This window comes from Enterobacter sp. H2G27, assembly GCF_054403075.1.
Map to the genome: position 1 here is coordinate 17,187 of NZ_JBSVSI010000002.1, position 19,633 is coordinate 36,819.

At 61.5% G+C, this 19,633-nt stretch carries 20 protein-coding genes and 3 pseudogenes; 14 read left to right on the forward strand and 9 right to left on the reverse strand.

Annotated elements, in window-relative coordinates; translation table 11 throughout:
• Positions 1 to 59: 59 nt before the first annotated feature.
• The 3 genes from ACW9E7_RS21725 to ACW9E7_RS21735 form a co-directional block, all read right to left on the reverse strand.
• Positions 60 to 3,029, reverse strand: a complete 2,970-nt coding sequence (locus ACW9E7_RS21725) for a Tn3 family transposase (protein ID WP_026383935.1) — start codon at positions 3,027 to 3,029, stop codon at positions 60 to 62.
• A gap of 2 nt (positions 3,030 to 3,031) precedes the next feature.
• Positions 3,032 to 3,592, reverse strand: a complete 561-nt coding sequence (locus tag ACW9E7_RS21730) for a recombinase family protein (protein ID WP_003055107.1) — start codon at positions 3,590 to 3,592, stop codon at positions 3,032 to 3,034.
• A 129-nt stretch (positions 3,593 to 3,721) separates the two neighbouring features.
• Positions 3,722 to 3,946, reverse strand: a complete 225-nt coding sequence (locus tag ACW9E7_RS21735; RefSeq protein WP_458728466.1) for a DUF3330 domain-containing protein — start codon at positions 3,944 to 3,946, stop codon at positions 3,722 to 3,724.
• A gap of 28 nt (positions 3,947 to 3,974) precedes the next feature.
• Between ACW9E7_RS21735 and ACW9E7_RS21740 the strand changes: the two genes are divergently transcribed.
• Together ACW9E7_RS21740 and ACW9E7_RS21745 are read left to right on the forward strand one after the other, a co-directional pair.
• On the forward strand, positions 3,975 to 4,739 hold the full coding sequence (locus tag ACW9E7_RS21740) for an IS6-like element IS6100 family transposase (RefSeq protein WP_001389365.1): 765 nt from the start codon (positions 3,975 to 3,977) through the stop codon (positions 4,737 to 4,739).
• A gap of 102 nt (positions 4,740 to 4,841) precedes the next feature.
• Complete coding sequence (locus ACW9E7_RS21745; RefSeq protein WP_158268867.1) at positions 4,842 to 5,381, forward strand: uridine kinase family protein; 540 nt, start codon at positions 4,842 to 4,844, stop codon at positions 5,379 to 5,381.
• Positions 5,382 to 5,965: 584 nt separating this feature from the next.
• Here ACW9E7_RS21745 and ACW9E7_RS21750 read toward each other — a convergent pair.
• The gene (locus tag ACW9E7_RS21750) at positions 5,966 to 6,808 is read right to left on the reverse strand and encodes a helix-turn-helix transcriptional regulator (protein ID WP_043743740.1); all 843 of its coding nucleotides are present in this window, start codon (positions 6,806 to 6,808) and stop codon (positions 5,966 to 5,968) included.
• Between the two features lie 117 nt (positions 6,809 to 6,925).
• On the opposite strand from ACW9E7_RS21750, the gene ACW9E7_RS21755 reads away from it, so the two are divergent.
• The 4 genes from ACW9E7_RS21755 to ACW9E7_RS21770 all read left to right on the forward strand — a co-directional run bounded on the left by ACW9E7_RS21755 (position 6,926) and on the right by ACW9E7_RS21770 (position 10,410).
• Positions 6,926 to 7,459, forward strand: coding sequence for a carboxymuconolactone decarboxylase family protein (locus tag ACW9E7_RS21755; RefSeq protein WP_064491481.1), 534 nt, complete (start codon positions 6,926 to 6,928; stop codon positions 7,457 to 7,459).
• A 27-nt stretch (positions 7,460 to 7,486) separates the two neighbouring features.
• Complete coding sequence (locus tag ACW9E7_RS21760) at positions 7,487 to 7,870, forward strand: cytochrome P460 family protein (RefSeq protein WP_285833810.1); 384 nt, start codon at positions 7,487 to 7,489, stop codon at positions 7,868 to 7,870.
• Positions 7,871 to 8,055: 185 nt separating this feature from the next.
• Entirely contained in the window at positions 8,056 to 9,567 is a 1,512-nt protein-coding gene (locus ACW9E7_RS21765; RefSeq protein ID WP_256763746.1) for an alginate export family protein, read from the forward strand.
• Positions 9,568 to 9,825: 258 nt separating this feature from the next.
• Positions 9,826 to 10,410, forward strand: a complete 585-nt coding sequence (locus tag ACW9E7_RS21770) for a recombinase family protein (RefSeq protein WP_070427539.1) — start codon at positions 9,826 to 9,828, stop codon at positions 10,408 to 10,410.
• Here ACW9E7_RS21770 and ACW9E7_RS21775 read toward each other — a convergent pair.
• A complete protein-coding gene (locus tag ACW9E7_RS21775) occupies positions 10,407 to 11,504 on the reverse strand; it encodes a hypothetical protein (RefSeq protein WP_458728421.1) in 1,098 nt (365 codons plus the stop codon). The genes ACW9E7_RS21770 and ACW9E7_RS21775 overlap by 4 nt on opposite strands.
• A 236-nt stretch (positions 11,505 to 11,740) precedes the next feature.
• On the opposite strand from ACW9E7_RS21775, the gene ACW9E7_RS21780 reads away from it, so the two are divergent.
• The gene (locus ACW9E7_RS21780) at positions 11,741 to 13,252 is read left to right on the forward strand and encodes an MFS transporter (protein WP_110183789.1); all 1,512 of its coding nucleotides are present in this window, start codon (positions 11,741 to 11,743) and stop codon (positions 13,250 to 13,252) included.
• A gap of 10 nt (positions 13,253 to 13,262) precedes the next feature.
• Complete coding sequence (locus ACW9E7_RS21785) at positions 13,263 to 13,829, forward strand: TetR/AcrR family transcriptional regulator (protein ID WP_008786762.1); 567 nt, start codon at positions 13,263 to 13,265, stop codon at positions 13,827 to 13,829.
• Positions 13,830 to 13,848: 19 nt separating this feature from the next.
• Here the strand turns inward: ACW9E7_RS21785 and ACW9E7_RS21790 are convergent, their stop codons facing one another.
• The gene (locus ACW9E7_RS21790) at positions 13,849 to 14,625 is read right to left on the reverse strand and encodes a DUF6118 family protein (RefSeq protein WP_425267986.1); all 777 of its coding nucleotides are present in this window, start codon (positions 14,623 to 14,625) and stop codon (positions 13,849 to 13,851) included.
• Between ACW9E7_RS21790 and ACW9E7_RS21795 the strand changes: the two are divergent.
• The 4 genes and pseudogenes from ACW9E7_RS21795 to ACW9E7_RS21810 all read left to right on the forward strand — a co-directional run.
• A pseudogene (locus ACW9E7_RS21795) lies at positions 14,524 to 15,087 on the forward strand (dihydropteroate synthase); the annotation flags it as partial. The gene ACW9E7_RS21790 and the pseudogene ACW9E7_RS21795 overlap by 102 nt on opposite strands.
• Before the next feature lie 127 nt (positions 15,088 to 15,214).
• Complete coding sequence (locus ACW9E7_RS21800; RefSeq protein ID WP_000376623.1) at positions 15,215 to 15,715, forward strand: GNAT family N-acetyltransferase; 501 nt, start codon at positions 15,215 to 15,217, stop codon at positions 15,713 to 15,715.
• A 320-nt stretch (positions 15,716 to 16,035) separates the two neighbouring features.
• A pseudogene (locus ACW9E7_RS21805) lies at positions 16,036 to 16,104 on the forward strand (EAL domain-containing protein); the annotation flags it as partial.
• Between the two features lie 117 nt (positions 16,105 to 16,221).
• Positions 16,222 to 16,986 carry an IS6-like element IS6100 family transposase gene (locus tag ACW9E7_RS21810; RefSeq protein ID WP_001389365.1) on the forward strand — a complete coding sequence of 255 codons (765 nt, stop codon included), beginning with the start codon at positions 16,222 to 16,224 and terminating at the stop codon, positions 16,984 to 16,986.
• Positions 16,987 to 17,006: 20 nt separating this feature from the next.
• Here the strand turns inward: ACW9E7_RS21810 and ACW9E7_RS21815 are convergent.
• From ACW9E7_RS21815 to ACW9E7_RS21825, 3 genes and pseudogenes are all read right to left on the reverse strand, one after another.
• A pseudogene (locus tag ACW9E7_RS21815) lies at positions 17,007 to 17,147 on the reverse strand (cation transporter); the annotation flags it as partial.
• 71 nt (positions 17,148 to 17,218) lie between these two features.
• Positions 17,219 to 17,494 (reverse strand): mercury resistance system periplasmic binding protein MerP, encoded by a 276-nt coding sequence (gene merP, locus ACW9E7_RS21820; protein ID WP_000732290.1) that lies wholly within the window; start codon positions 17,492 to 17,494, stop codon positions 17,219 to 17,221.
• A 15-nt stretch (positions 17,495 to 17,509) separates the two neighbouring features.
• Positions 17,510 to 17,860 carry a mercuric transport protein MerT gene (locus ACW9E7_RS21825; RefSeq protein ID WP_001294666.1) on the reverse strand — a complete coding sequence of 117 codons (351 nt, stop codon included), beginning with the start codon at positions 17,858 to 17,860 and terminating at the stop codon, positions 17,510 to 17,512.
• Between the two features lie 71 nt (positions 17,861 to 17,931).
• On the opposite strand from ACW9E7_RS21825, the gene ACW9E7_RS21830 reads away from it, so the two are divergent.
• Complete coding sequence (locus ACW9E7_RS21830) at positions 17,932 to 18,366, forward strand: mercury resistance transcriptional regulator MerR (protein ID WP_000414383.1); 435 nt, start codon at positions 17,932 to 17,934, stop codon at positions 18,364 to 18,366.
• Between the two features lie 22 nt (positions 18,367 to 18,388).
• The gene (locus ACW9E7_RS21835; RefSeq protein ID WP_458728422.1) at positions 18,389 to 19,117 is read left to right on the forward strand and encodes a DsbA family protein; all 729 of its coding nucleotides are present in this window, start codon (positions 18,389 to 18,391) and stop codon (positions 19,115 to 19,117) included.
• Positions 19,118 to 19,633 lie beyond the last annotated feature (516 nt).

Consider the following 19,633-nt stretch of genomic DNA (forward strand, 5'->3'; position numbering starts at 1 on the left):
CACGCTTCGGCACCTCAGCCGGTATTGGGGTCGCCTCAGAAAACGGAAAATAAAGCACGCTAAGCCGGTTGCAACGGTCGTAGCGGCCTGAACTTGCCCGCGCCGATCTTGGCGCTGCTGCGCCAGAGGTAATCGCCGGTCAGGTTGATGTGTTCCCAGCCGAGCGGCGACAGGTATTGCAATAGCGCGTCATCGACAGCATGCCCGTTGCCACGCAACGCATGTGCTGCGCGCTCCAGATAGACCGTGTTCCACAACACGACGGCCGCCGTCACCAGGTTGAGGCCGCTGGCCCGGTAGCGCTGCTGCTCGAAGCTGCGGTCGCGGATTTCGCCCAGACGGTTGAAGAATACGGCGCGGGCCAGCGCGTTGCGCGCTTCGCCCTTGTTCAGTCCAGCGTGGACGCGGCGGCGCAGCTCCACGCTTTGCAACCAGTCCAGGATGAACAGCGTGCGTTCGATGCGCCCCAGCTCGCGCAGGGCGATGGCTAAGCCGTTCTGGCGCGGATAGCTGCCGAGTTTCCGAAGCATCAGCGAGGCTGTCACCGTGCCCTGCTTGATCGAGGTCGCCAGCCGCAGAATTTCATCCCAGTGGGCACGAATAGCCTTGATGTTCAGCCTGTCGCTGCTAATCATCGGTTTGAGCGCGTCATAGGCGGTATCCCCCTTGGGGATGAACAGCTTGGTGTCGCCCAGGTCACGGATGCGCGGCGCAAAGCGGAAGCCCAGGAGATGCATCAGGGCAAAGACGTGATCGGTGAAGCCTGCCGTGTCGGTGTAGTGTTCCTCGATGCGCAGGTCGGACTCGTGGTACAGCAGGCCGTCAAGTACATAGGTCGAGTCGCGCACGCCGACATTGACCACCTTGGTGTGGAACGGCGCGTACTGGTCGGATATATGGGTGTAGAAGGTTCGCCCAGGGCTGCTGCCATATTTCGGGTTGATGTGACCGGTACTCTCGGCCTTGCTCCCGGTTCGGAAGTTCTGGCCGTCCGACGATGACGTGGTGCCGTCGCCCCAGTGTTCGGCGAAGGGATGCCGGAATTGGGCGTTCACCAACTCGGCCAGCGCTGTCGAATAGGTTTCGTCGCGGGTATGCCAGGCTTGTAGCCAGGCGAGCTTGGCGTAGGTCGTGCCGGGGCAGGACTCGGCCATCTTGGTCAGGCCCAGGTTGATCGCGTCGGCCAGGATGGTGGTCAACAGCAGATTTTTGTCCTTGGCCAGATCGCCCGATTTCAGGTGCGTGAAGTGGCGGGTGAAGCCCGTCCACTCATCGACTTCGAGCAGCAGTTCGGTGATCTTGACGTGTGGCAGGATCATGGCTGTCTGGTCGATCAGCGCCTGCGCGGTGTCGGGTACCGCCGCATCCAGCGGCGTGATCTTCAGGCCCGACTCGGTGATGATCGCATTCGGCAGGTCGTTGGCCGCTGCCATGCGGTTGACCGTGGCAAGCTGCGCTTCAAGCAGCGTCAGGCGGTCGTGCAGGTACTGGTCGCAGTCGGTGGCCACGGCCAGCGGCAATGCGCTGGACTGCTTGAGGCTGGCGAACTTCGCGGGCGGCACCAGGTAGTCCTCGAAGTCCTTGAACTGGCGCGATCCCTGCACCCAGATGTCGCCCGAGCGCAGCGAGTTCTTCAGCTCGGACAGCGCGCACAGCTCGTAGTAGCGCCGGTCGATACCCGCGTCAGTCATCACCAGCTTCTGCCAGCGCGGCTTGATGAAGTCGGTCGGGGCATCGGCAGGCACTTTGCGGGCGTTGTCGGTGTTCATGCCACGCAGTACCTCGATGGCATCGAGCACGTTCTTGGCGGCGGGTGCGGCCCGCAGCTTGAGCACGGCAAGGAATTCCGGCGCGTAGCGGCGCAAGGTGGCGTAACTTTCGCCGATGCGGTGCAGGAAATCGAAGTCATCGGGCTGAGCGAGCTTCTGCGCCTCGGTGACGCTTTCGGCGAAGGCATCCCAGGACATGACGGCCTCGATGGCGGCGAACGGATCGCGGCCAGCTTGCTTGGCCTCGATCAGCGCCTGGCCGATGCGCCCGAACAGCCGCACCTTGGCGTTGATCGCCTTGCCGGATGCCTGAAACTGCTGCTGATGCTTGTTTTTGGCGGCGTTGAACAGCTTGCCCAGGATGCGGTCGTGCAAGTCGATGATTTCGTCGGTGACCGTGGCCATGCCCTCGATGGCCAGCGCCACGAGGGTGGCGTAGCGCCGTTGCGGCTCGAACTTGGCTAAGTCGGCGGGCGTCATCTGGCCACCCTCACGGGCGATCTTGAGCAGGCGGTTCTGGTGCACCGACCGCTCGATACCGGAAGGCAGATCGAGCGCCTGCCACGCCTTGAGGCGTTCGATGTGTTCCAGCATGTGCCGCGAGTTCGGTTTAACCGGCGACTGGCGCAGCCAGGCCAGCCAGGTCGTCTTGCCGTTGTCCCGGCGCCTGAGCAGATCGTCGAGGCGGCGGCGATGCGTGTCCGACAGTGGTTCGGCCAAGGCGTCATAGATGCGCCGGTTGGCGCGAGTGATGGCCTCGGCGCTAGCGCGCTCGATGGCGTTGAGCGCGGGCAGGATGATCGACTGTCGCCGCAGATGCTCAACCAAGGTGCTAGCCAGCACGATGCCTTTGTCGGTTTGCATGGCCAGGTCGGTCAGCGTGTGCACGGCCTGCCGGTAGTGGCTCATGGTGAACGGCTGGAAGCCAAACACCGTTTGCAGCTCGACCAGGTGCTCGCGCCGGGTCTGCTCCCGCTGCCCGTAGTCGTCCCAGCTTTCGACGCCGACCTTGAGCTGGTCGGCGACCAGTTTCAGTAGGGGCAAAGACGGCGCCTGATCGACACCAAGGAAGATTCCGGGAAAGCGCAGGTAGCAGAGCTGCACGGCAAAGCCCAAGCGATTCGCAGGCCCGCGCCGCTGGCGGATGATGGAGAGATCGGTATCGCTGAACGTGTAATGTCGAATTAGGTCGTCCTTGGTGTCCGGCAACGCCAACAGGCTTTCCCGCTCGGCGGCGGACAGTATGGAACGACGAGGCATATTTATTGATCCAATTTCAAGTATTGATACAGGGTCTCCCGGCTGACACCAAATTCACGGGCCAGCTTCGCTTTTTGCTCGCCCGCCGTGACGCGCCGTTTCAGTTCAGCAATCTGTTCACCGCTCAGAGACTTCTTTCGGCCTCGGTAGGCTCCGCGTTGCTTAGCGAGCGCGATGCCTTCGCGCTGCCGCTCACGGATCAAGGCCCGCTCGAATTCGGCGAATGCCCCCATGACCGACAGCATCAGGTTCGCCATCGGTGAATCCTCGCCGGTGAAGGTCAGGCTTTCCTTGACGAACTCGATGCGCACGCCGCGCTTGGTCAGCTTTTGTACGAGGCGGCGCAAGTCATCGAGGTTGCGCGCCAAGCGATCCATGCTGTGAACCACCACGGTGTCGCCTTCGCGCACGAAGGCCAGCAGCGAATCAAGCTCGGGCCGCTGGGTGTCCTTGCCCGACGCCTTGTCGGTGAACACCCTGCCGACTTCGACATGCTCCAGTTGCCGCTCCGGGTTCTGGTCGAAGCTGCTGACCCGGACGTAGCCGATGCGTTGACCCTGCAAGATACCTCCAAATACGAAAGTGTCAGGAAGAAATCTATGACCTTTCGCCGCAGGTGTCAAGAAACACAAAAGTTAACTCTATTCTGACGTTGCTGGGTGGCTTCTCCTGACATCAGGATAGGGTATGCCTCAGTCTGACAGTGATGAGTCGCAGGCGTTCGGATCGGCATCGGTTTCGCTCCCGGTCTTGGCGCGCGCCTGGAAGCGCTGATAGCACTCCAGCCCGCAGAAGTGCTCGACGTATTCCGCGCCTTCCGGGGTGAAGGCGGCATCGAGCGGGATTTCCTTGCAGCACACGCAGCAACTGGTGGCAGTCGGATCGGCTCTGTTGCAAAAATCGTGAAGCTTGAGCATGCTTGGCGGAGATTGGACGGACGGAACGATGACGGATTTCAAGTGGCGCCATTTCCAGGGTGATGTGATCCTGTGGGCGGTGCGCTGGTATTGTCGCTATCCGATCAGCTATCGCGACCTTGAGGAAATGCTGGCGGAACGCGGCATTTCGGTCGACCATACGACGATCTATCGCTGGGTCCAGTGCTACGCCCCGGAGATGGAGAAGCGGCTGCGCTGGTTCTGGCGGCGTGGCTTTGATCCGAGCTGGCGCCTGGATGAAACCTACGTCAAGGTGCGGGGCAAGTGGACCTACCTGTACCGGGCAGTCGACAAGCGGGGCGACACGATCGATTTCTACCTGTCGCCGACCCGCAGCGCCAAGGCAGCGAAGCGGTTCCTGGGCAAGGCCCTGCGAGGCCTGAAGCACTGGGAAAAGCCTGCCACGCTCAATACCGACAAAGCGCCGAGCTATGGTGCAGCGATCACCGAATTGAAGCGCGAAGGAAAGCTGGACCGGGAGACGGCCCACCGGCAGGTGAAGTATCTCAATAACGTGATCGAGGCCGATCACGGAAAGCTCAAGATACTGATCAAGCCGGTGCGCGGTTTCAAATCGATCCCCACGGCCTATGCCACGATCAAGGGATTCGAAGTCATGCGAGCCCTGCGCAAAGGACAGGCTCGCCCCTGGTGCCTGCAGCCCGGCATCAGGGGCGAGGTGCGCCTTGTGGAGAGAGCTTTTGGCATTGGGCCCTCGGCGCTGACGGAGGCCATGGGCATGCTCAACCACCATTTCGCAGCAGCCGCCTGATCGGCGCAGAGCGACAGCCTACCTCTGACTGCCGCCAATCTTTGCAACAGAGCCCTTGAGAGAATAGAAGCCCTCCGCGCCGAACTCGCACGTCCTGTTGTCGTGGCGCTTGACGGGGGAAGCGGCTCCGGTAAGTCAACGATTGCGGCAAGGTTGGCGAAGCTGACCGACATAGCCTTGGTTACGCTCGATGATTTCTATCAAACGCAGGTTCCCGAATCCGAGTGGCCTCACAAAACCGTGGCGGAGCGGTTGAATCGCGTTTTTGAGTGGGACCGCGTTCGCGAGGCAATAGAGCCTCTACGCAAGGGGGAACCTGCACAGTGGCGAGCTTTCGACTTCATGCAGGGACTAGGCCCGGATGGCACTTACAGCCTCAAGAACGAATTTACCGAAGTCGCGCCAGCGCCCACGATTCTGCTCGAAGGAGCTTATTCCGCATCTCCGTTCCTTCGGGATTTGATCGACCTCGCCGTGATCGTGGATGTGCCGACCAAAGTGCGGCATGAACGGACTGCTGCGCGCGAACAGGGCGCGGAGGGCTTTTTAGCCGCGTGGCACGCTGTTTGGGACGATGTTGAAAGCTACTATTTCGAGCGCGTCTGCCCGCCAAGGTCTTTTGATCTGGTGATCCAGAATTAAATTCCTTCGCGCCCCTTATGTCGCGCAAATCCTGAAACCTGCACCACGTCCGCAGCGGCGCGGAATCCGGGCCGCGACGTGTCGCGAAAGTCAGTCGCACAAGTTTGACTTTCGCACCTGATTTTTGCGACAGATTTTTCCCTGCAAAATCAGCGCCGGCGATTTTGTCGCAAAAATCAGGAATTTCGCGACAAATTGATCGCGCCCCGGAATGCGAAGCCCCGCTGTCGGTGTCGTTTTCAGAAGACGGCTGCACTGAACGTCAGAAGCCGACTGCACTATAGCAGCGGAGGGGTTGGATCCATCAGGCAACGACGGGCTGCTGCCGGCCAATAGCCGACAATGACGACACTGGAAATCCCCGCCTGTGAGCGTCGGCTCAGGGCGGGACAGCGTCATCCAGCTACCTGCGCCACTGACTCAGCCTTGTCCAGCCGGCCGCGCCGCACGAACAGACTGACCAGCCGTTGACGGATCGCCACCTGGAGTTCCGCCAGTTGTTCCGGCGTGATGCGAATTTCACCCGCTCGACGAGCGCAACACCGGCGCCGCCTACGCCAAGAACCGGCGAATCGAACTCAAACTCACGAACCGCTGAGCGCCGCGTCACCGCGCTGCTGCGCCAGCCAGTCGCGCGGGGCGCAGCCCATGCGCACGCGGAAGGCGCGCGCCAGAGCGTTCGGGCTGCCGTAGCCGACGCGGTCGGCCACCACCGCCACCGGCCGCCCCTGCTTGAGCAGGGTGCAACTGACGTTCATCCGCCAGTCGGCCAGATAGTCGCCCGGCGTGACGCCCACCGCGTCCTTGAACGCGGCGGCGAAGCGCGCGCGTGACATGCCCGCCTTCGCCGCCAGCGCCTCGAGCGACCACGCGGTCTGCGGCGCATCGTGCATGGCGGTTATGGCGCGCGCGAGTTTCGGGTCGGCCAGGCCCGCCAGCAGTCCGGTGGCGCCAAGCCGCCCATCCATCAGATAACGCAGCAACTGGATCAGTAGCAACTCGCACAAGCGGTCGATGGCGGCCTGCCGACCGCACTGGTCGCGCTCGGCTTCGGCAAACAGCAACTCTAGCGTCGGCCCGAGGCCGGGCAAGTCCGCCAACGGAATCAGCAGCATCGACGGCAAGGCCATGGCCAACGGATTGCCCGTCGAAGCGCCCAGGTCGACCTCCGCACACAACAGCTCAGCGGTATCGCCGGGGGCGGCGACAAAACGATGCGACGCCACGCGCGGATAAAACAGCAGGCTCGGCTCGGTAACCAGCAGATCTTCATGCACGGGCGAACGCGCCGTAATCGGGCCGCGCCGCACCAGATGGATATAGCCATGCGGCGCCGCGTAATGATGCTGCCTACAGAAGGCGCCGCTGTGAAAAACGCGCGCCGAAAGCGAGTAGTGCCGGAGCAAGCCGGCCAGTCGATCCGCCATTCCACTCTCCATATAAGACGATAGGTTACGTATTTGATACTTTACGTGCCATATCGTACCAAACAAAGGGCGATCATGCCCACGTGCTCTTGCACCTCACCCACTACGGAGATAGACATGCCCCAAATCGCCCCCCTGACCATCGACACCGCTGACGCCGCTACCGCTGCCACACTCAAGGCCGTCAAAGCCAAGCTTGGCATGGTGCCGAACCTGTTCGCCACGCTGGCCCACGCGCCGGCGGCGCTCAATGGCTACCTCGGCTTGTCCGAAACGCTGGGCACCGGCCGCCTGAATGCCTCCCAGCGCGAGATCGTTGCGCTCGCTGCCGCTCAAGCCAATCGCTGCCAGTATTGCCTGAGCGCACACACCCTGATCGGCAAAGGTGCCGGACTGTCGGCAGAGGCCATCGCCGCGGCCCGCACCGGCCAGGCGGCCAACGCACTTGACGATGCAATCGCCGGCTTTGCCCGCGCGCTGGTCGAGCAACGCGGCGTGGTGTCGGCCGACGCCATGGCCAACTACCGCCGCGCGGGGCTCGACGACGGCCTGATACTGGAAGTGATCGCCAACGTCGCGCTGAACACGCTCACCAACTACACCAACCACATCGCCGACCCCACGGTGGATTTCCCCGTGGTCGCCGTCTGATCTCCATAGGCATATAAGGAGAACACGATGAAAATCGCACTCACCGGCGCTCTGCTCGCCAGCGCCCTCGTCCTGCCACTGGCCGTCACGGCCGGCGACTTTTCGCCCTATGTGGACAGCCAGGGCGGCATCAGCCGCCCCACAGACTTCCGCACAAACTTCGTCCACCTGGGCTCATATGCGGTGTTGGACGAAAAATCCGCCTCTCGCGGCTTGCACGATGTGTACACCGAAAAGGCCTCGGCCGAGCACTACCGCAAGACCGGCAAGTTCTTGGACGGCGCCACGCTGGTGAAAGAGATCCGCAAGCTCGAAACCAGCGCCATGACCACTGGCAACCCTGTGGTCTGGGGTTCCGATGCGGCCGTGTGGTTCGTGATGGTCAAGGACGCCAAAGGCCGTTTCTGTTGATTTCCACTGAGAAGTGACCCGGGTAGGGCGTATATCGGAAATCCTGCTGTCCGCAGCTTGATCTCCGCGATTGCGGATTAGCCCGCGCGAGACTGCGCAAGAGAACTTCAAAATGATGTGAACGACCTCGCTTGTGGGGCTGCTGGACTGCGGCAGACAGGGGCGTCGTCTGGGAGAAGGCTGTGTTGAAAGGTTCCAAGACGATCGTGTGCGGCTGTCTGCTGGGAGCAGCGATCATGACCGGGTCGACTGTCGCCCTGGCGCAATCGGTGCCTCCGGCCAGCACCGAGGACGAGTCCGCAGGTGGCCCGATGGGCAGCCAGGCGCAACCCGGTGTTCGCCCCCCACGATCGCAGCCCCGCGCTGCCGTGGCGGTCCCCGGCGGGCAGACGGGAACGCCGAACCTTCCCCAGGCGATCCGCTGGACGGAGGACTGGTCGCAGCCCGTCAGCAAGGATGCGCCATTGATCGACAGGATCAAGCACATCCCGATCGGCTCGGATGACATATACCTCTCCCTCGGCGGTGAGGCGCGCGCATACTACACCGCCTGGGATCATCAGAATGCCGGGCGCACTGCGAATGACGCCAATGACCCGGTGCAGCGTCGCTTGCGACTGCTGGCCGATCTGCACATGGGGCCGCACGTCCGGGCCTTTGTGGAACTGGGCGACAATCGTGAGTACGGTTCCAGCCTGGTCACTCCGCCGAACCGGGGGCCCTTCGACGTCGAGCAGGCGTTCCTCGATGTGACGGTGCCGCTCGGCAAAGCTGGAAAGTTGACGTTGCGTCCTGGTCGGTTCGAAATGCCGCTTGGCAACGGCAAGCTTGTCACGCTGCGGGACGGTGTCAATCAGCGTGTGCTCTATCAGGGCCTGCGCGCGACCTATGCCCTTCCCGGCAAGATCTCTGTCGACACGTTCGCCGTTCGCCCCGTAAACATTAAGGACGGCGAATTCAACAATGCCCCTAACCACACACAGTCATTCCACGGCGTTTACGTCAGCGCTCCGCACGTGGTGGCTGGCTTTGGCGTCGACGGGTACTGGTTCCAGGTGAAGCGTGACACTGCATTGAACGCTCAGGGCAGGGCCTCCGAGAACCGTAGCAGCTGGGGTGCGAGGCTGTGGCAGCGCACTGCGACCTGGGATCTCGACGTGGAAGGTACCTACCAGTCCGGTCGCTTTGGAACCAAGGACATCAGCGCATGGGCGATGATGATGGATGGTGGTTATACCTTCCCCAAGGTTGCCCTTCAGCCGCGCCTGGGGCTCAGAGCCAATGTATTTAGCGGCGACGGCAACGCCGGTAATGACACGCTGGGTACCTTTGTCGCGCCTGCGCCTCGTTATCAGATGCTCAATGCCGGTGGTTTGTTCAACTACTCAAATTTGATGAACCTCAACCCAACGCTTACGCTGAAGCCGGCGCGATCGGTGACGATTGTGACCGGGGCCCAACTTTACTGGCGCCATCGCATTGCAGACGGCGCTTACGTCGGGCCTGCCGGTGCATCGTTTGCGTCCGCTTCCGCTCGGCGGATCGGTACCGCCATGGAAATCGACATATCATGGCAGGCCACCAAGCGCCTGCAATTCGGCGTGGCCAACAGCTATTTCATGCCGAGCAAGTCGCTGGAAAGCGTTGGCGGCAAATACGGGAACTACTTCGGCGCCTACACCAGCTTGAGATTCTGAGGGGTTTCCCGATCGCCATCTGTCGCCTCCGGCCGCTGACTGGCATAGACTGCGGTGGTCCATTCGTCATGTTAGAGCGGTTGGATTAGGTCCGGAGCGACCAACTGGGGCGCAATGCTGCCATGTCGGAAACCGCATGTTTCCCGACAGGGGACGACGCAAACGGATTGAAGCTCCATGATCGCGGCTGATTATGCGCGACAAACCCTGTCGCTTTGACCTACTGTGCGACAACATTGATCCAGGGGTTTGTCGTACATGCTCATCGGGTACATGCGTGTCTCATCGGTCGACGACCGCCAGTCGGTCGACCTCCAGCGCGATGCTCTGCTCGCCGCCGGCGTCGATGAACGCCATCTCTATTCCGATAAGGCATCGGGCGCCCGGGATGATCGCTCCGGCCTGAAGACGTGTCTGGAATACCTGAAGGAAGGCGACACCCTGATCGTTTGGAAGCTCGACCGCCTTGGGCGATCCTTGGCCAACCTGCTGACCATTATCACCGACCTGAAAGTCCGGGGCGTGGCTTTTCAATCGCTGACGGAGCAGATGGACACAACCACGCCCCACGGAGAATTGTTGTTTTCGCTTTTCGGCGCGCTTGCTCAATATGAACGCGCGCTTACGCGCGAGCGGGTGATGGCGGGACTGGCGGCGGCAAAGCGCCGGGGCAGACGCGGCGGTCGACCGCCGAGCATCGACGCGGAGACGATCGAGCAGATCACGGACGCACTCAATGCTGGTGCAAGCAAAGCGTCAGTGTGCCGGTCCTTCAAGGTGCCCCGATCGACCCTCATCGGCACGCTCGATCGGATTGGCTGGACGGGGCCAGCCAAGGCCTAATGGAGCAGGCCGTTGTGCACGGAGCCGTGATAGGTGCCTACCGCCAACGCGAGCCAGCGCTCCAGCTCGCGCAGCGTCAGGGTGGCCATCTTCTCGGAATCGTACTCGCCGCGCTGGCCGGGATTGGAGAAGGTCGTCCCCGGTAATTCGTCGTGGATCATCTGCATCGCCGTGCCGATGATCCGTTCCACGATGCCGCCGTAGTGCGGCTGGCCTGGTGGGCGATAGTCCAGCCGGATGCCATGCTGTTCGCAGCCACGGCGCAGCGCTTCGCTTTTGAACTCGGCCGCGTTGTCCAGATAGAGCAGCCTGGGCTTGCCGCTCATCGGCCAGTCCATTTCCACATTCAGCCCTTCCAGCCAGGGCCGCTTGTCGCAGGCGGCATGCGCGAGGCATAGGCCGACCGAGACGGCGGACGGCGCTTCCAGCGTGACCACCATGCCGAGTACGCAGCGCGTGAACACGTCGATGGCGAGGGTCAAATATGGGCGGCCAATCGGTTGCCGGTCGCGCTCGTCGACCACGATCAGGTCGATGACGGTGTGGTCGATCTGCACCTGTTCCAGCGGCATGGTGACTTCTGGCGGAATGCCACCCGCGCCTTGCAAGGGACGGGCAGCGTCCTGCCCGCCCCGGCTGCGGGCTATTTTCGCCGGGTGTAGTCCGGCAATCCGCTGGGCCACGGTGTTGCGCGCCGGCACCGGCAGCTTCTGGGTTTTGCACGCCTGCGCGACTTCGCGGTGGAACGCCGCCAGGCTGCGTTTCTGCTTGGTCAGGAAGCGCTTTTGCAGCAGCTCGCGGATGATGCGCTCGACCGGTTCCGGCAAGCGCCCCTTGCCTTTGCCGCCGCCGGATCGGCCGGGCGTCAGGTCTGTTACCAGGCCAGTACCCTGCCGGGCGCGACGGATCAGGACATATACCTGTCGCCGGGACAGGCCCAGCGCTTGGGCTGCCTCATCGGCGGCTTCATGCCCGACCACCTCAAGCGCTGCCAGTGGCCCGATGATTTCCGTCCGGTGCCGGGCTTGCGCCCATGCCTCGTCGGGCAGGGTGGCCACGCCTTGCGCGGCAATCGGTGGAGTGTCTGATGTCATGCCCAAACCTCGCTTTGGTGCACACGAGTATTGAGCATAGTCGAGATTGGTGCAGACGACTCCTGATATTGGGCTGTCAGGAGCCGTATGCACACCAGGCGTTACATCCAGTCAGATGGTGCGGTCGTCTTCTGAAAACGACAGTCGGCCATTGTCTGAAGTTCCTCACGGGCAGGCGCTTGACACTTTACTAACTTGTCTGTAAAGTTTGGCTACTCTCACTGAATGGTGCTATCATGCCTGCCGCCCACTCGAACCGCTGGGTTCTTCTGGTGACCGTCGCCGCCGGTCTCCTGCTTATCGTTCTGGACAATTCGGCCCTCTACACGGCCCTGCCTACCCTGACGCGCGAGCTTGGCGCGACGGCAACGCAAGGGTTGTGGATCATCAACGCATACCCCCTCGTCATGGCCGGCCTGCTGCTCGGCACCGGGACGCTGGGTGACAGGATCGGTCACCGGCGCATGTTCCTCATCGGCCTCGTGCTGTTCGGTGTCGCGTCGATTGTGGCGGCCTATTCGCCTACAGCGGAAATCCTGATCGGGGCGCGGGCCTTTCTGGCGGTCGGCGCGGCGGCGATGATGCCCGCGACACTCGCCCTCATCCGCGTCACCTTCGAGGATGACCGGGAACGCAACATCGCCATTGCGATCTGGGGGTCGTTGTCGGTCGTCGGCGCTGCGCTCGGACCGATCATCGGCGGTTTTCTGCTCGGCCATTTCTGGTGGGGGTCGGTGTTCCTCATCAATGTGCCGGTAGTGGTCGCTGCCTTCATTTCGGCGCTGATCGTTGCGCCGAAGGTGGCCGGCGATGCGACCAAGCCTTGGGACGTGGTGTCGTCGTTTCAGGCATTGGTGGCGCTGTCGGCTTTTGTGATCGCGATCAAGGAATCTGCCCATGCCGGGCAGTCGTGGGCCGTCCCCGCTATTTCGCTGCTGGTTGCCATCCTCGCCGGAGCGCTGTTCGTCCGCCGGCAACTGCGCCTGCCGTTCCCGCTGCTCGACTTCTCGATCTTCCGCAATGCCGCGTTCACATCGGGCGTTCTAGCGGCCGCGTTCTCCCTGTTCGCCATCGGCGGTGTTGAGCTTGCTACGACGCAACGCTTCCAGCTCGTTGCGGGCTTCACGCCGCTGGAAGCCGGGATGCTGGTTTCGGCGGCGGCGCTCGGATCATTGCCGACTGCGCTGCTCGGTGGTGCATTCCTGCATCGTATTGGCCTACGTATCCTTATAGCTGGCGGGCTTGCGGCGGGATCGCTGGCGGTCCTGCTTGCGACATGGGGCATCACTCATGGCCTTGGCTGGCTGATCGCCGGTCTGGCGCTGACCGGTGCCGGCGTAGGTGCAACAATGTCGGTGGCATCAACGGCTATTGTGGGCAATGTGCCTGTGCATCGCGCCGGCATGGCGTCGTCGGTCGAGGAAGTGTCCTACGAGTTTGGCAGTCTGTTCGCTGTCACAATTCTCGGAAGTCTTTTGGCCTACCTCTATACGGTCAACGTCGTGTTCCCCGCCGGAACCTCGGAAGCGGCCCGCGACAGCATGGCGTCGGCGCTGGTCTTTGCCAACGAGGCGGGGGCCGATGGTGTTGTCGTGCGTCAAGCGGCAGGAATCGCATTCGACCACGCCTATACGGTCGTCATGTACGTGGCGGCGGGTGTTCTGGCCGTGGGTGCCCTGATCACCGGCATCCTGTTGCGGCGCTACGGTCCCGGCTCGCAATCGTCAGCCTATCCCACACAACACTAAGGAAGCCGACATGGCGAGAGCCAGCAAGCGCCTCGAAGTGCTTGAAGCCATTGTGAGCATCATCGAGCGTGACGGCCTCACCGCCGTCACCCTCGACGCCGTAGCGCTCGAAACCGGCATGACACGCGCCGGCCTTCTGTATCATTTCCCGTCGCGCGAAGCCCTGATCCTCGCCACCCATGAGCATCTGACTCGCTCATGGGAACAGGAGCTGGAAGCGAGCGCCGGCAACACCTCGGACAGGGCGACAGACGCCGAACGACACGCCGCCTACATCAACACCTGCGCAAGAGCTGCCCGGCGGGTCGAACTGCTGCTCATGCTGGAAAGCTCCGACAATCGGCAGCTTGGCGATCTGTGGCAACAGGTCATCGACCGCTGGGCACCTCCTGCGCCGATTGGAAACGACGCTGCCGAGTTGGACAGGTTCATTTCGCGCCTTGCCGCCGATGGGCTGTGGATTCACGAGGCGCTGTCGTCGCGCCCGCTCCCCGAGCAACTGCGCAAGCGTATCGCGGCGCGCCTCGTCGCGATGGCCGCCGGACCTGTTGAGGCGGAAGAAAACCTCCCGAAATAACTGGTGTCCCCCCACAACCCTACTGCGCCGGTGCTGCCGGCGCTTTCACGGTGATGGTGCATTGCTGATCTGAACCGGCCGTGCGCGCGGCCTCGGCGCATTGCCCGATCGCCTCGGCATTGTCGCGCACGAGCTGCGAGGAATCGGCCACGCCGCGCCAGCTTCGGGGATCGGCCACCCGCATCATGGTGACGCCGGCGTTCCATCGGTCCTGACCTATGACGGTCGCCGCAACATGGGTGTCGGCCGAGAAGGGCAGGAAACGCGGCAACAGCAAAATCAGGAATATGCCGACGAACAGCCCGACAAGGCCGGCCATCCATATGCGGAAATCCTGACTTTTCCGGTCGTAGGCGCTTTTCGTATGAGCGGCGAGGTTCCGGCCGGCGCGCTCGAGGTCGGACGCCTGCCGCTCGAGCTGCTGCGCGGCGGTGCGTATCAGGGCCTCGCCGCTGCGCTCGAGGAGCGCCGCATAGTGTGTCGCACCCTGCCGGAGAATAGGCGATTGCTCTACGCCGTGCAGCCGCTCCGCAACATTGTCGAGCGCCTGCACGAGCTGGGCGAGCTGGGGCTTGTAGTCCTGCGCCGGCTCGATCTTTTCGAGCTGGTCGAAAGCCGCTTCCAGCCCGCGCCGCATCACGGTCATTTCCGCGCCGATCTGCGCGCCCTGCGTCTCGATCGTGCGCCGGAGCGCGTCGAACGCGGCGTGGGCTACCTGAACGATATCCAAGGATTTCCTGACCCTGCGCTCTATCCCGATATTGCTGAGGCGGACTGCAGGCTGGTGGTTATGCACTCAGCGCAGCGGGATGGCATCGCCACCCGCACCGGTCACCTTCGACCCGAAGACGCGCTCGACGAGATTGTGCGGTTCTTCGAGGCGCGGGTTTCCGCCTTGCGACGGAGCGGGGTCGCTGCCGACCGGCTCATCCTCGATCCGGGGATGGGATTTTTCTTGAGCCCCGCACCGGAAACATCGCTGCACGTGCTGTCGAACCTTCAAAAGCTGAAGTCGGCGTTGGGGCTTCCGCTATTGGTCTCGGTGTCGCGGAAATCCTTCTTGGGCGCCACCGTTGGCCTTCCTGTAAAGGATCTGGGTCCAGCGAGCCTTGCGGCGGAACTTCACGCGATCGGCAATGGCGCTGACTACGTCCGCACCCACGCGCCTGGAGATCTGCGAAGCGCAATCACCTTCTCGGAAACCCTCGCGAAATTTCGCAGTCGCGACGCCAGAGACCGAGGGTTAGATCATGCCTAGCATTCACCTTCCGGCCGCCCGCTAGCGGACCCTGGTCAGGTTCCGCGAAGGTGGGCGCAGACATGCTGGGCTCGTCAGGATCAAACTGCACTATGAGGCGGCGGTTCATACCGCGCCAGGGGAGCGAATGGACAGCGAGGAGCCTCCGAACGTTCGGGTCGCCTGCTCGGGTGATATCGACGAGGTTGTGCGGCTGATGCACGACGCTGCGGCGTGGATGTCCGCCAAGGGAACGCCCGCCTGGGACGTCGCGCGGATCGACCGGACATTCGCGGAGACCTTCGTCCTGAGATCCGAGCTCCTAGTCGCGAGTTGCAGCGACGGCATCGTCGGCTGTTGCACCTTGTCGGCCGAGGATCCCGAGTTCTGGCCCGACGCCCTCAAGGGGGAGGCCGCATATCTGCACAAGCTCGCGGTGCGACGGACACATGCGGGCCGGGGTGTCAGCTCCGCGCTGATCGAGGCTTGCCGCCATGCCGCGCGAACGCAGGGGTGCGCCAAGCTGCGGCTCGACTGCCACCCGAACCTGCGTGGCCTATACGAGCGGCTCGGATTCACCCACGTCGACACTTTCAATCCCGGCTGGGATCCAACCTTCATCGCAGAACGCCTAGAACTCGAAATCTAACGTCCGTTCGGGCATCGAGGTCCATGTCGGGGTGGGACGGGCCCGTGGCTTCAAGATCACTTGCAGTCCGACCGCGATGTCTTGGTTGCGCGAGAGGTTGTCGATATCCTCCACTTCCATCATCAACCCTGGATAATGCCGCCGCCGTCATCGCCGCCGACGCCCGTGCCGGGCTTTTCGGGCCTGTCAGGCTTGCTCGGCCTTCAGCCTGCCTGGGCGAGATCTCCGGCGGACGGATTAACGGCGGAGCTTCGCCGCCTTTCGTGCGTGTGAAGGCCGAAGATAGTTCTCTCAAAAACATCCGTTTATGAGAGATACCAAATGTCATTTTCAGAAGACGACTGCACCAGTTGATTGGGCGTAATGGCTGTTGTGCAGCCAGCTCCTGACAGTTCAATATCAGAAGTGATCTGCACCAATCTCGACTATGCTCAATACTCGTGTGGGCTCTGTTGCAAAAATCGTGAAGCTTGAGCATGCTTGGCGGAGATTGGACGGACGGAACGATGACGGATTTCAAGTGGCGCCATTTCCAGGGTGATGTGATCCTGTGGGCGGTGCGCTGGTATTGTCGCTATCCGATCAGCTATCGCGACCTTGAGGAAATGCTGGCGGAACGCGGCATTTCGGTCGACCATACGACGATCTATCGCTGGGTCCAGTGCTACGCCCCGGAGATGGAGAAGCGGCTGCGCTGGTTCTGGCGGCGTGGCTTTGATCCGAGCTGGCGCCTGGATGAAACCTACGTCAAGGTGCGGGGCAAGTGGACCTACCTGTACCGGGCAGTCGACAAGCGGGGCGACACGATCGATTTCTACCTGTCGCCGACCCGCAGCGCCAAGGCAGCGAAGCGGTTCCTGGGCAAGGCCCTGCGAGGCCTGAAGCACTGGGAAAAGCCTGCCACGCTCAATACCGACAAAGCGCCGAGCTATGGTGCAGCGATCACCGAATTGAAGCGCGAAGGAAAGCTGGACCGGGAGACGGCCCACCGGCAGGTGAAGTATCTCAATAACGTGATCGAGGCCGATCACGGAAAGCTCAAGATACTGATCAAGCCGGTGCGCGGTTTCAAATCGATCCCCACGGCCTATGCCACGATCAAGGGATTCGAAGTCATGCGAGCCCTGCGCAAAGGACAGGCTCGCCCCTGGTGCCTGCAGCCCGGCATCAGGGGCGAGGTGCGCCTTGTGGAGAGAGCTTTTGGCATTGGGCCCTCGGCGCTGACGGAGGCCATGGGCATGCTCAACCACCATTTCGCAGCAGCCGCCTGATCGGCGCAGAGCGACAGCCTACCTCTGACTGCCGCCAATCTTTGCAACAGAGCCGCATAGGACACTATGGCAGATTGGACGCCGGGTACTTTTTCCAGCGCTTCCTTGACGTGCGCCGCGCACGAGTCGCAGGTCATGCCGGTGATTTTTAGATGGGTCATGCGACAGATCCTTTTTCGTTTGTGGTAGCAGACAAGGGCGTCAGATGTGCTGCGCTGCCGTTTTCAGTGCCTCACTTCTTGACGCTGGACGGATAGCCTGCGTCTTCGGTGGCCTTGGTCAGCTTCTGCACGCTGGTCTTGGCATCATCGAAGGTGACAACCGCTTCGCGTGTCTCGAAGGTCACGTTAACTTTGCTGACGCCTTCGACCTTGGAAATCGCCTTCTTGACGGTGATCGGACAAGCGGAGCAGGTCATGCCCGGTACGGACAGCGTGACGGTCTGGGTGGCGGCCCACACGGGGGCAACAACGGCAGCGATGGCGAGAGAGGCAAACAGTTTTTTCATGATGAACTCCTGTGATTAATAGAAAAATGGCATGACGTAGGGAAATCCGAGCGCGACCAGAACCAGCGCGGCCACGACCCAGAAAATGAGCTTGTAAGTAGCGCGCACTTGGGGAATCGCACACACATCCCCTGGTTTGCAGGCTTGCGCCGGTCGGTAGATGCGCCGCCAGGCGAAAAACAGCGCCACCAACGCCGCGCCGATGAAGATCGGGCGATAAGGTTCCAACACCGTCAAGTTGCCGATCCAAGCGCCGCTGAACCCCAGGGCGATCAGAACCAGCGGCCCCAGGCAGCAAGCCGAGGCGAGGATGGCGGCTAGCCCGCCAGTGAAGAGCGCCCCGCGCCCGTTTTGAGGTTCAGACATACGCTTGTCCTTTCAAATCTGGATTGGATAGCTTAAGCTTACTTCCGTACCAATGTACGGAGTCAAGCGATATGGAAAAAAATTTGGAGAATCTGACTATTGGCGTTTTCGCCAAGGCGGCCGGGGTCAACGTGGAAACAATCCGGTTCTATCAGCGCAAGGGCTTGTTGCCGGAGCCGGACAAGCCCTATGGCAGCATCCGCCGCTATGGCGAGGCGGATGTGACGCGGGTGCGCTTCGTGAAATCAGCCCAGCGGCTCGGATTCAGCCTCGACGAGATCGCAGAGCTGCTGAGGCTGGATGACGGCACCCACTGCGAGGAAGCCAGCAGCCTGGCCGAGCACAAGCTTCAGGACGTGCGCGAAAAAATGACCGACCTGGCGCGCATGGAAACCGTGCTATCCGAACTTGTGTTCGCCTGCCATGCGCGGCAAGGGAACGTTTCTTGCCCGCTGATTGCTTCGCTGCAAGGGGAGAAAGAGCCGCGTGGTGCCGACGCGGTGTAGCCGAGGGTAGTTACGCCTTAGCGTGCTTTATTTTCCGTTTTCTGAGACGACCCCGGTATTCAGCCCGGAGCAGGAGGCTCGTATCGGCGAAATCGCTGCCGACTATCTGGTATCTCACCCGGAGATTCTGGTGACCGTCAGTAATAAGCTTCAGGAACAGCAGGAGGCACGTAAGCAGAAGATGTTTGCACTCAACGTGATGGAGAATCAGTCGAACCTTCTGCATGATCCGGACACCCCGGTTTACGGGCCTGATAATGCAAAGGTCGCGGTGATTGAATTCTTTGATTACCAGTGCGTGTTCTGCAGCCGCTTCGCGCCAGAGCTGGAGAAGGTCATGAAAGCGCAGCCGGACGTCCGCTACCTCTTTAAGGAGTGGCCAATATTTGGTGGCCGCTGGGAAGCTTCACTTAAGGCAGCGCAGAAGGGGCTGACGGTCTGGCAAAAGAAAGGGCCACAGGCCTATGTTACCTATCACAATGCCATCTACGCCACCGGCCATAATGAAGGCAAGCTGACGGCGGAGGATATACTCGCGGCAGCGTCAAAGGCAGGTCTGGCCGCCTCTGTGCCGGGCGACCATACCGCGTCCCTTGAGAAAAACAGTAACCTGGCAGAGGAACTGGGGCTCACCGGAACGCCGGGGATCATCGTCATGCCCGTTAGCGGGGCGACTCCCGACACCATCACGGTTTTCCCGGAAGCCGTTACCGCTGACAGGCTACAAGCTGCAATCCGGAAAGCCCAGTAACATAACTTCCACTCTCAGGTTTTTGATTACTGTCATGAAACGCGAGTCGTTTTTGCGAATAAAAGGATTGCGGGACATCCATGTCCGACGGATAATTCGTCGTGAGCGAAGTCTTGCCAGTCCTGTTATTCACTATCAGGGCGCAAAAAAACCACCCTGGCAGGTGGTTTTTTTGTAAATATATCAACGAATCAGATTGAGACGCTGATATTGATGTGACTGACATTCAGAACCCAGCCACTCTGGTTACCTGAGGGGTAACCGCAGAGTGCCAGAACCAGAATGCAGTAAACCCATCTGTTCATAAAGCCTCCTGTAATCAGGGGCGACATCCTGCACCATCTGCGCTTTTGTGCAGGAACGACTATCTGAGCGAAGCCTTGCCACCAAAATAAATGCCCTGTTTATACGCATAAGTGATCTGGCAGAATCACCGAACAGAGACCCGGAAACACAATACAATATCTTGTATGTTATTGTTTCTGGATAGTATTCTAAGTGCTACATATAGTGATT

Excerpts from the sequence above, each read along its gene's own strand:
- ACW9E7_RS21725 (WP_026383935.1), bottom strand. The coding sequence starts at position 3,029 with ATGCCTCGTCGTTCCATACTGTCCGCCGCCGAGCGGGAAAGCCTGTTG.
- ACW9E7_RS21735 (WP_458728466.1), bottom strand. The coding sequence starts at position 3,946 with ATGCTCAAGCTTCACGATTTTTGCAACAGAGCCGATCCGACTGCCACC.
- ACW9E7_RS21740 (WP_001389365.1), top strand. The coding sequence starts at position 3,975 with ATGACGGATTTCAAGTGGCGCCATTTCCAGGGTGATGTGATCCTGTGG.
- ACW9E7_RS21750 (WP_043743740.1), bottom strand. The coding sequence starts at position 6,808 with ATGGCGGATCGACTGGCCGGCTTGCTCCGGCACTACTCGCTTTCGGCG.
- ACW9E7_RS21755 (WP_064491481.1), top strand. The coding sequence starts at position 6,926 with ATGCCCCAAATCGCCCCCCTGACCATCGACACCGCTGACGCCGCTACC.
- ACW9E7_RS21760 (WP_285833810.1), top strand. The coding sequence starts at position 7,487 with ATGAAAATCGCACTCACCGGCGCTCTGCTCGCCAGCGCCCTCGTCCTG.
- ACW9E7_RS21770 (WP_070427539.1), top strand. The coding sequence starts at position 9,826 with ATGCTCATCGGGTACATGCGTGTCTCATCGGTCGACGACCGCCAGTCG.
- ACW9E7_RS21775 (WP_458728421.1), bottom strand. The coding sequence starts at position 11,504 with ATGACATCAGACACTCCACCGATTGCCGCGCAAGGCGTGGCCACCCTG.
- ACW9E7_RS21780 (WP_110183789.1), top strand. The coding sequence starts at position 11,741 with ATGCCTGCCGCCCACTCGAACCGCTGGGTTCTTCTGGTGACCGTCGCC.
- ACW9E7_RS21785 (WP_008786762.1), top strand. The coding sequence starts at position 13,263 with ATGGCGAGAGCCAGCAAGCGCCTCGAAGTGCTTGAAGCCATTGTGAGC.
- ACW9E7_RS21800 (WP_000376623.1), top strand. The coding sequence starts at position 15,215 with ATGGACAGCGAGGAGCCTCCGAACGTTCGGGTCGCCTGCTCGGGTGAT.
- ACW9E7_RS21810 (WP_001389365.1), top strand. The coding sequence starts at position 16,222 with ATGACGGATTTCAAGTGGCGCCATTTCCAGGGTGATGTGATCCTGTGG.
- merP (WP_000732290.1), bottom strand. The coding sequence starts at position 17,494 with ATGAAAAAACTGTTTGCCTCTCTCGCCATCGCTGCCGTTGTTGCCCCC.
- ACW9E7_RS21825 (WP_001294666.1), bottom strand. The coding sequence starts at position 17,860 with ATGTCTGAACCTCAAAACGGGCGCGGGGCGCTCTTCACTGGCGGGCTA.
- ACW9E7_RS21830 (WP_000414383.1), top strand. The coding sequence starts at position 17,932 with ATGGAAAAAAATTTGGAGAATCTGACTATTGGCGTTTTCGCCAAGGCG.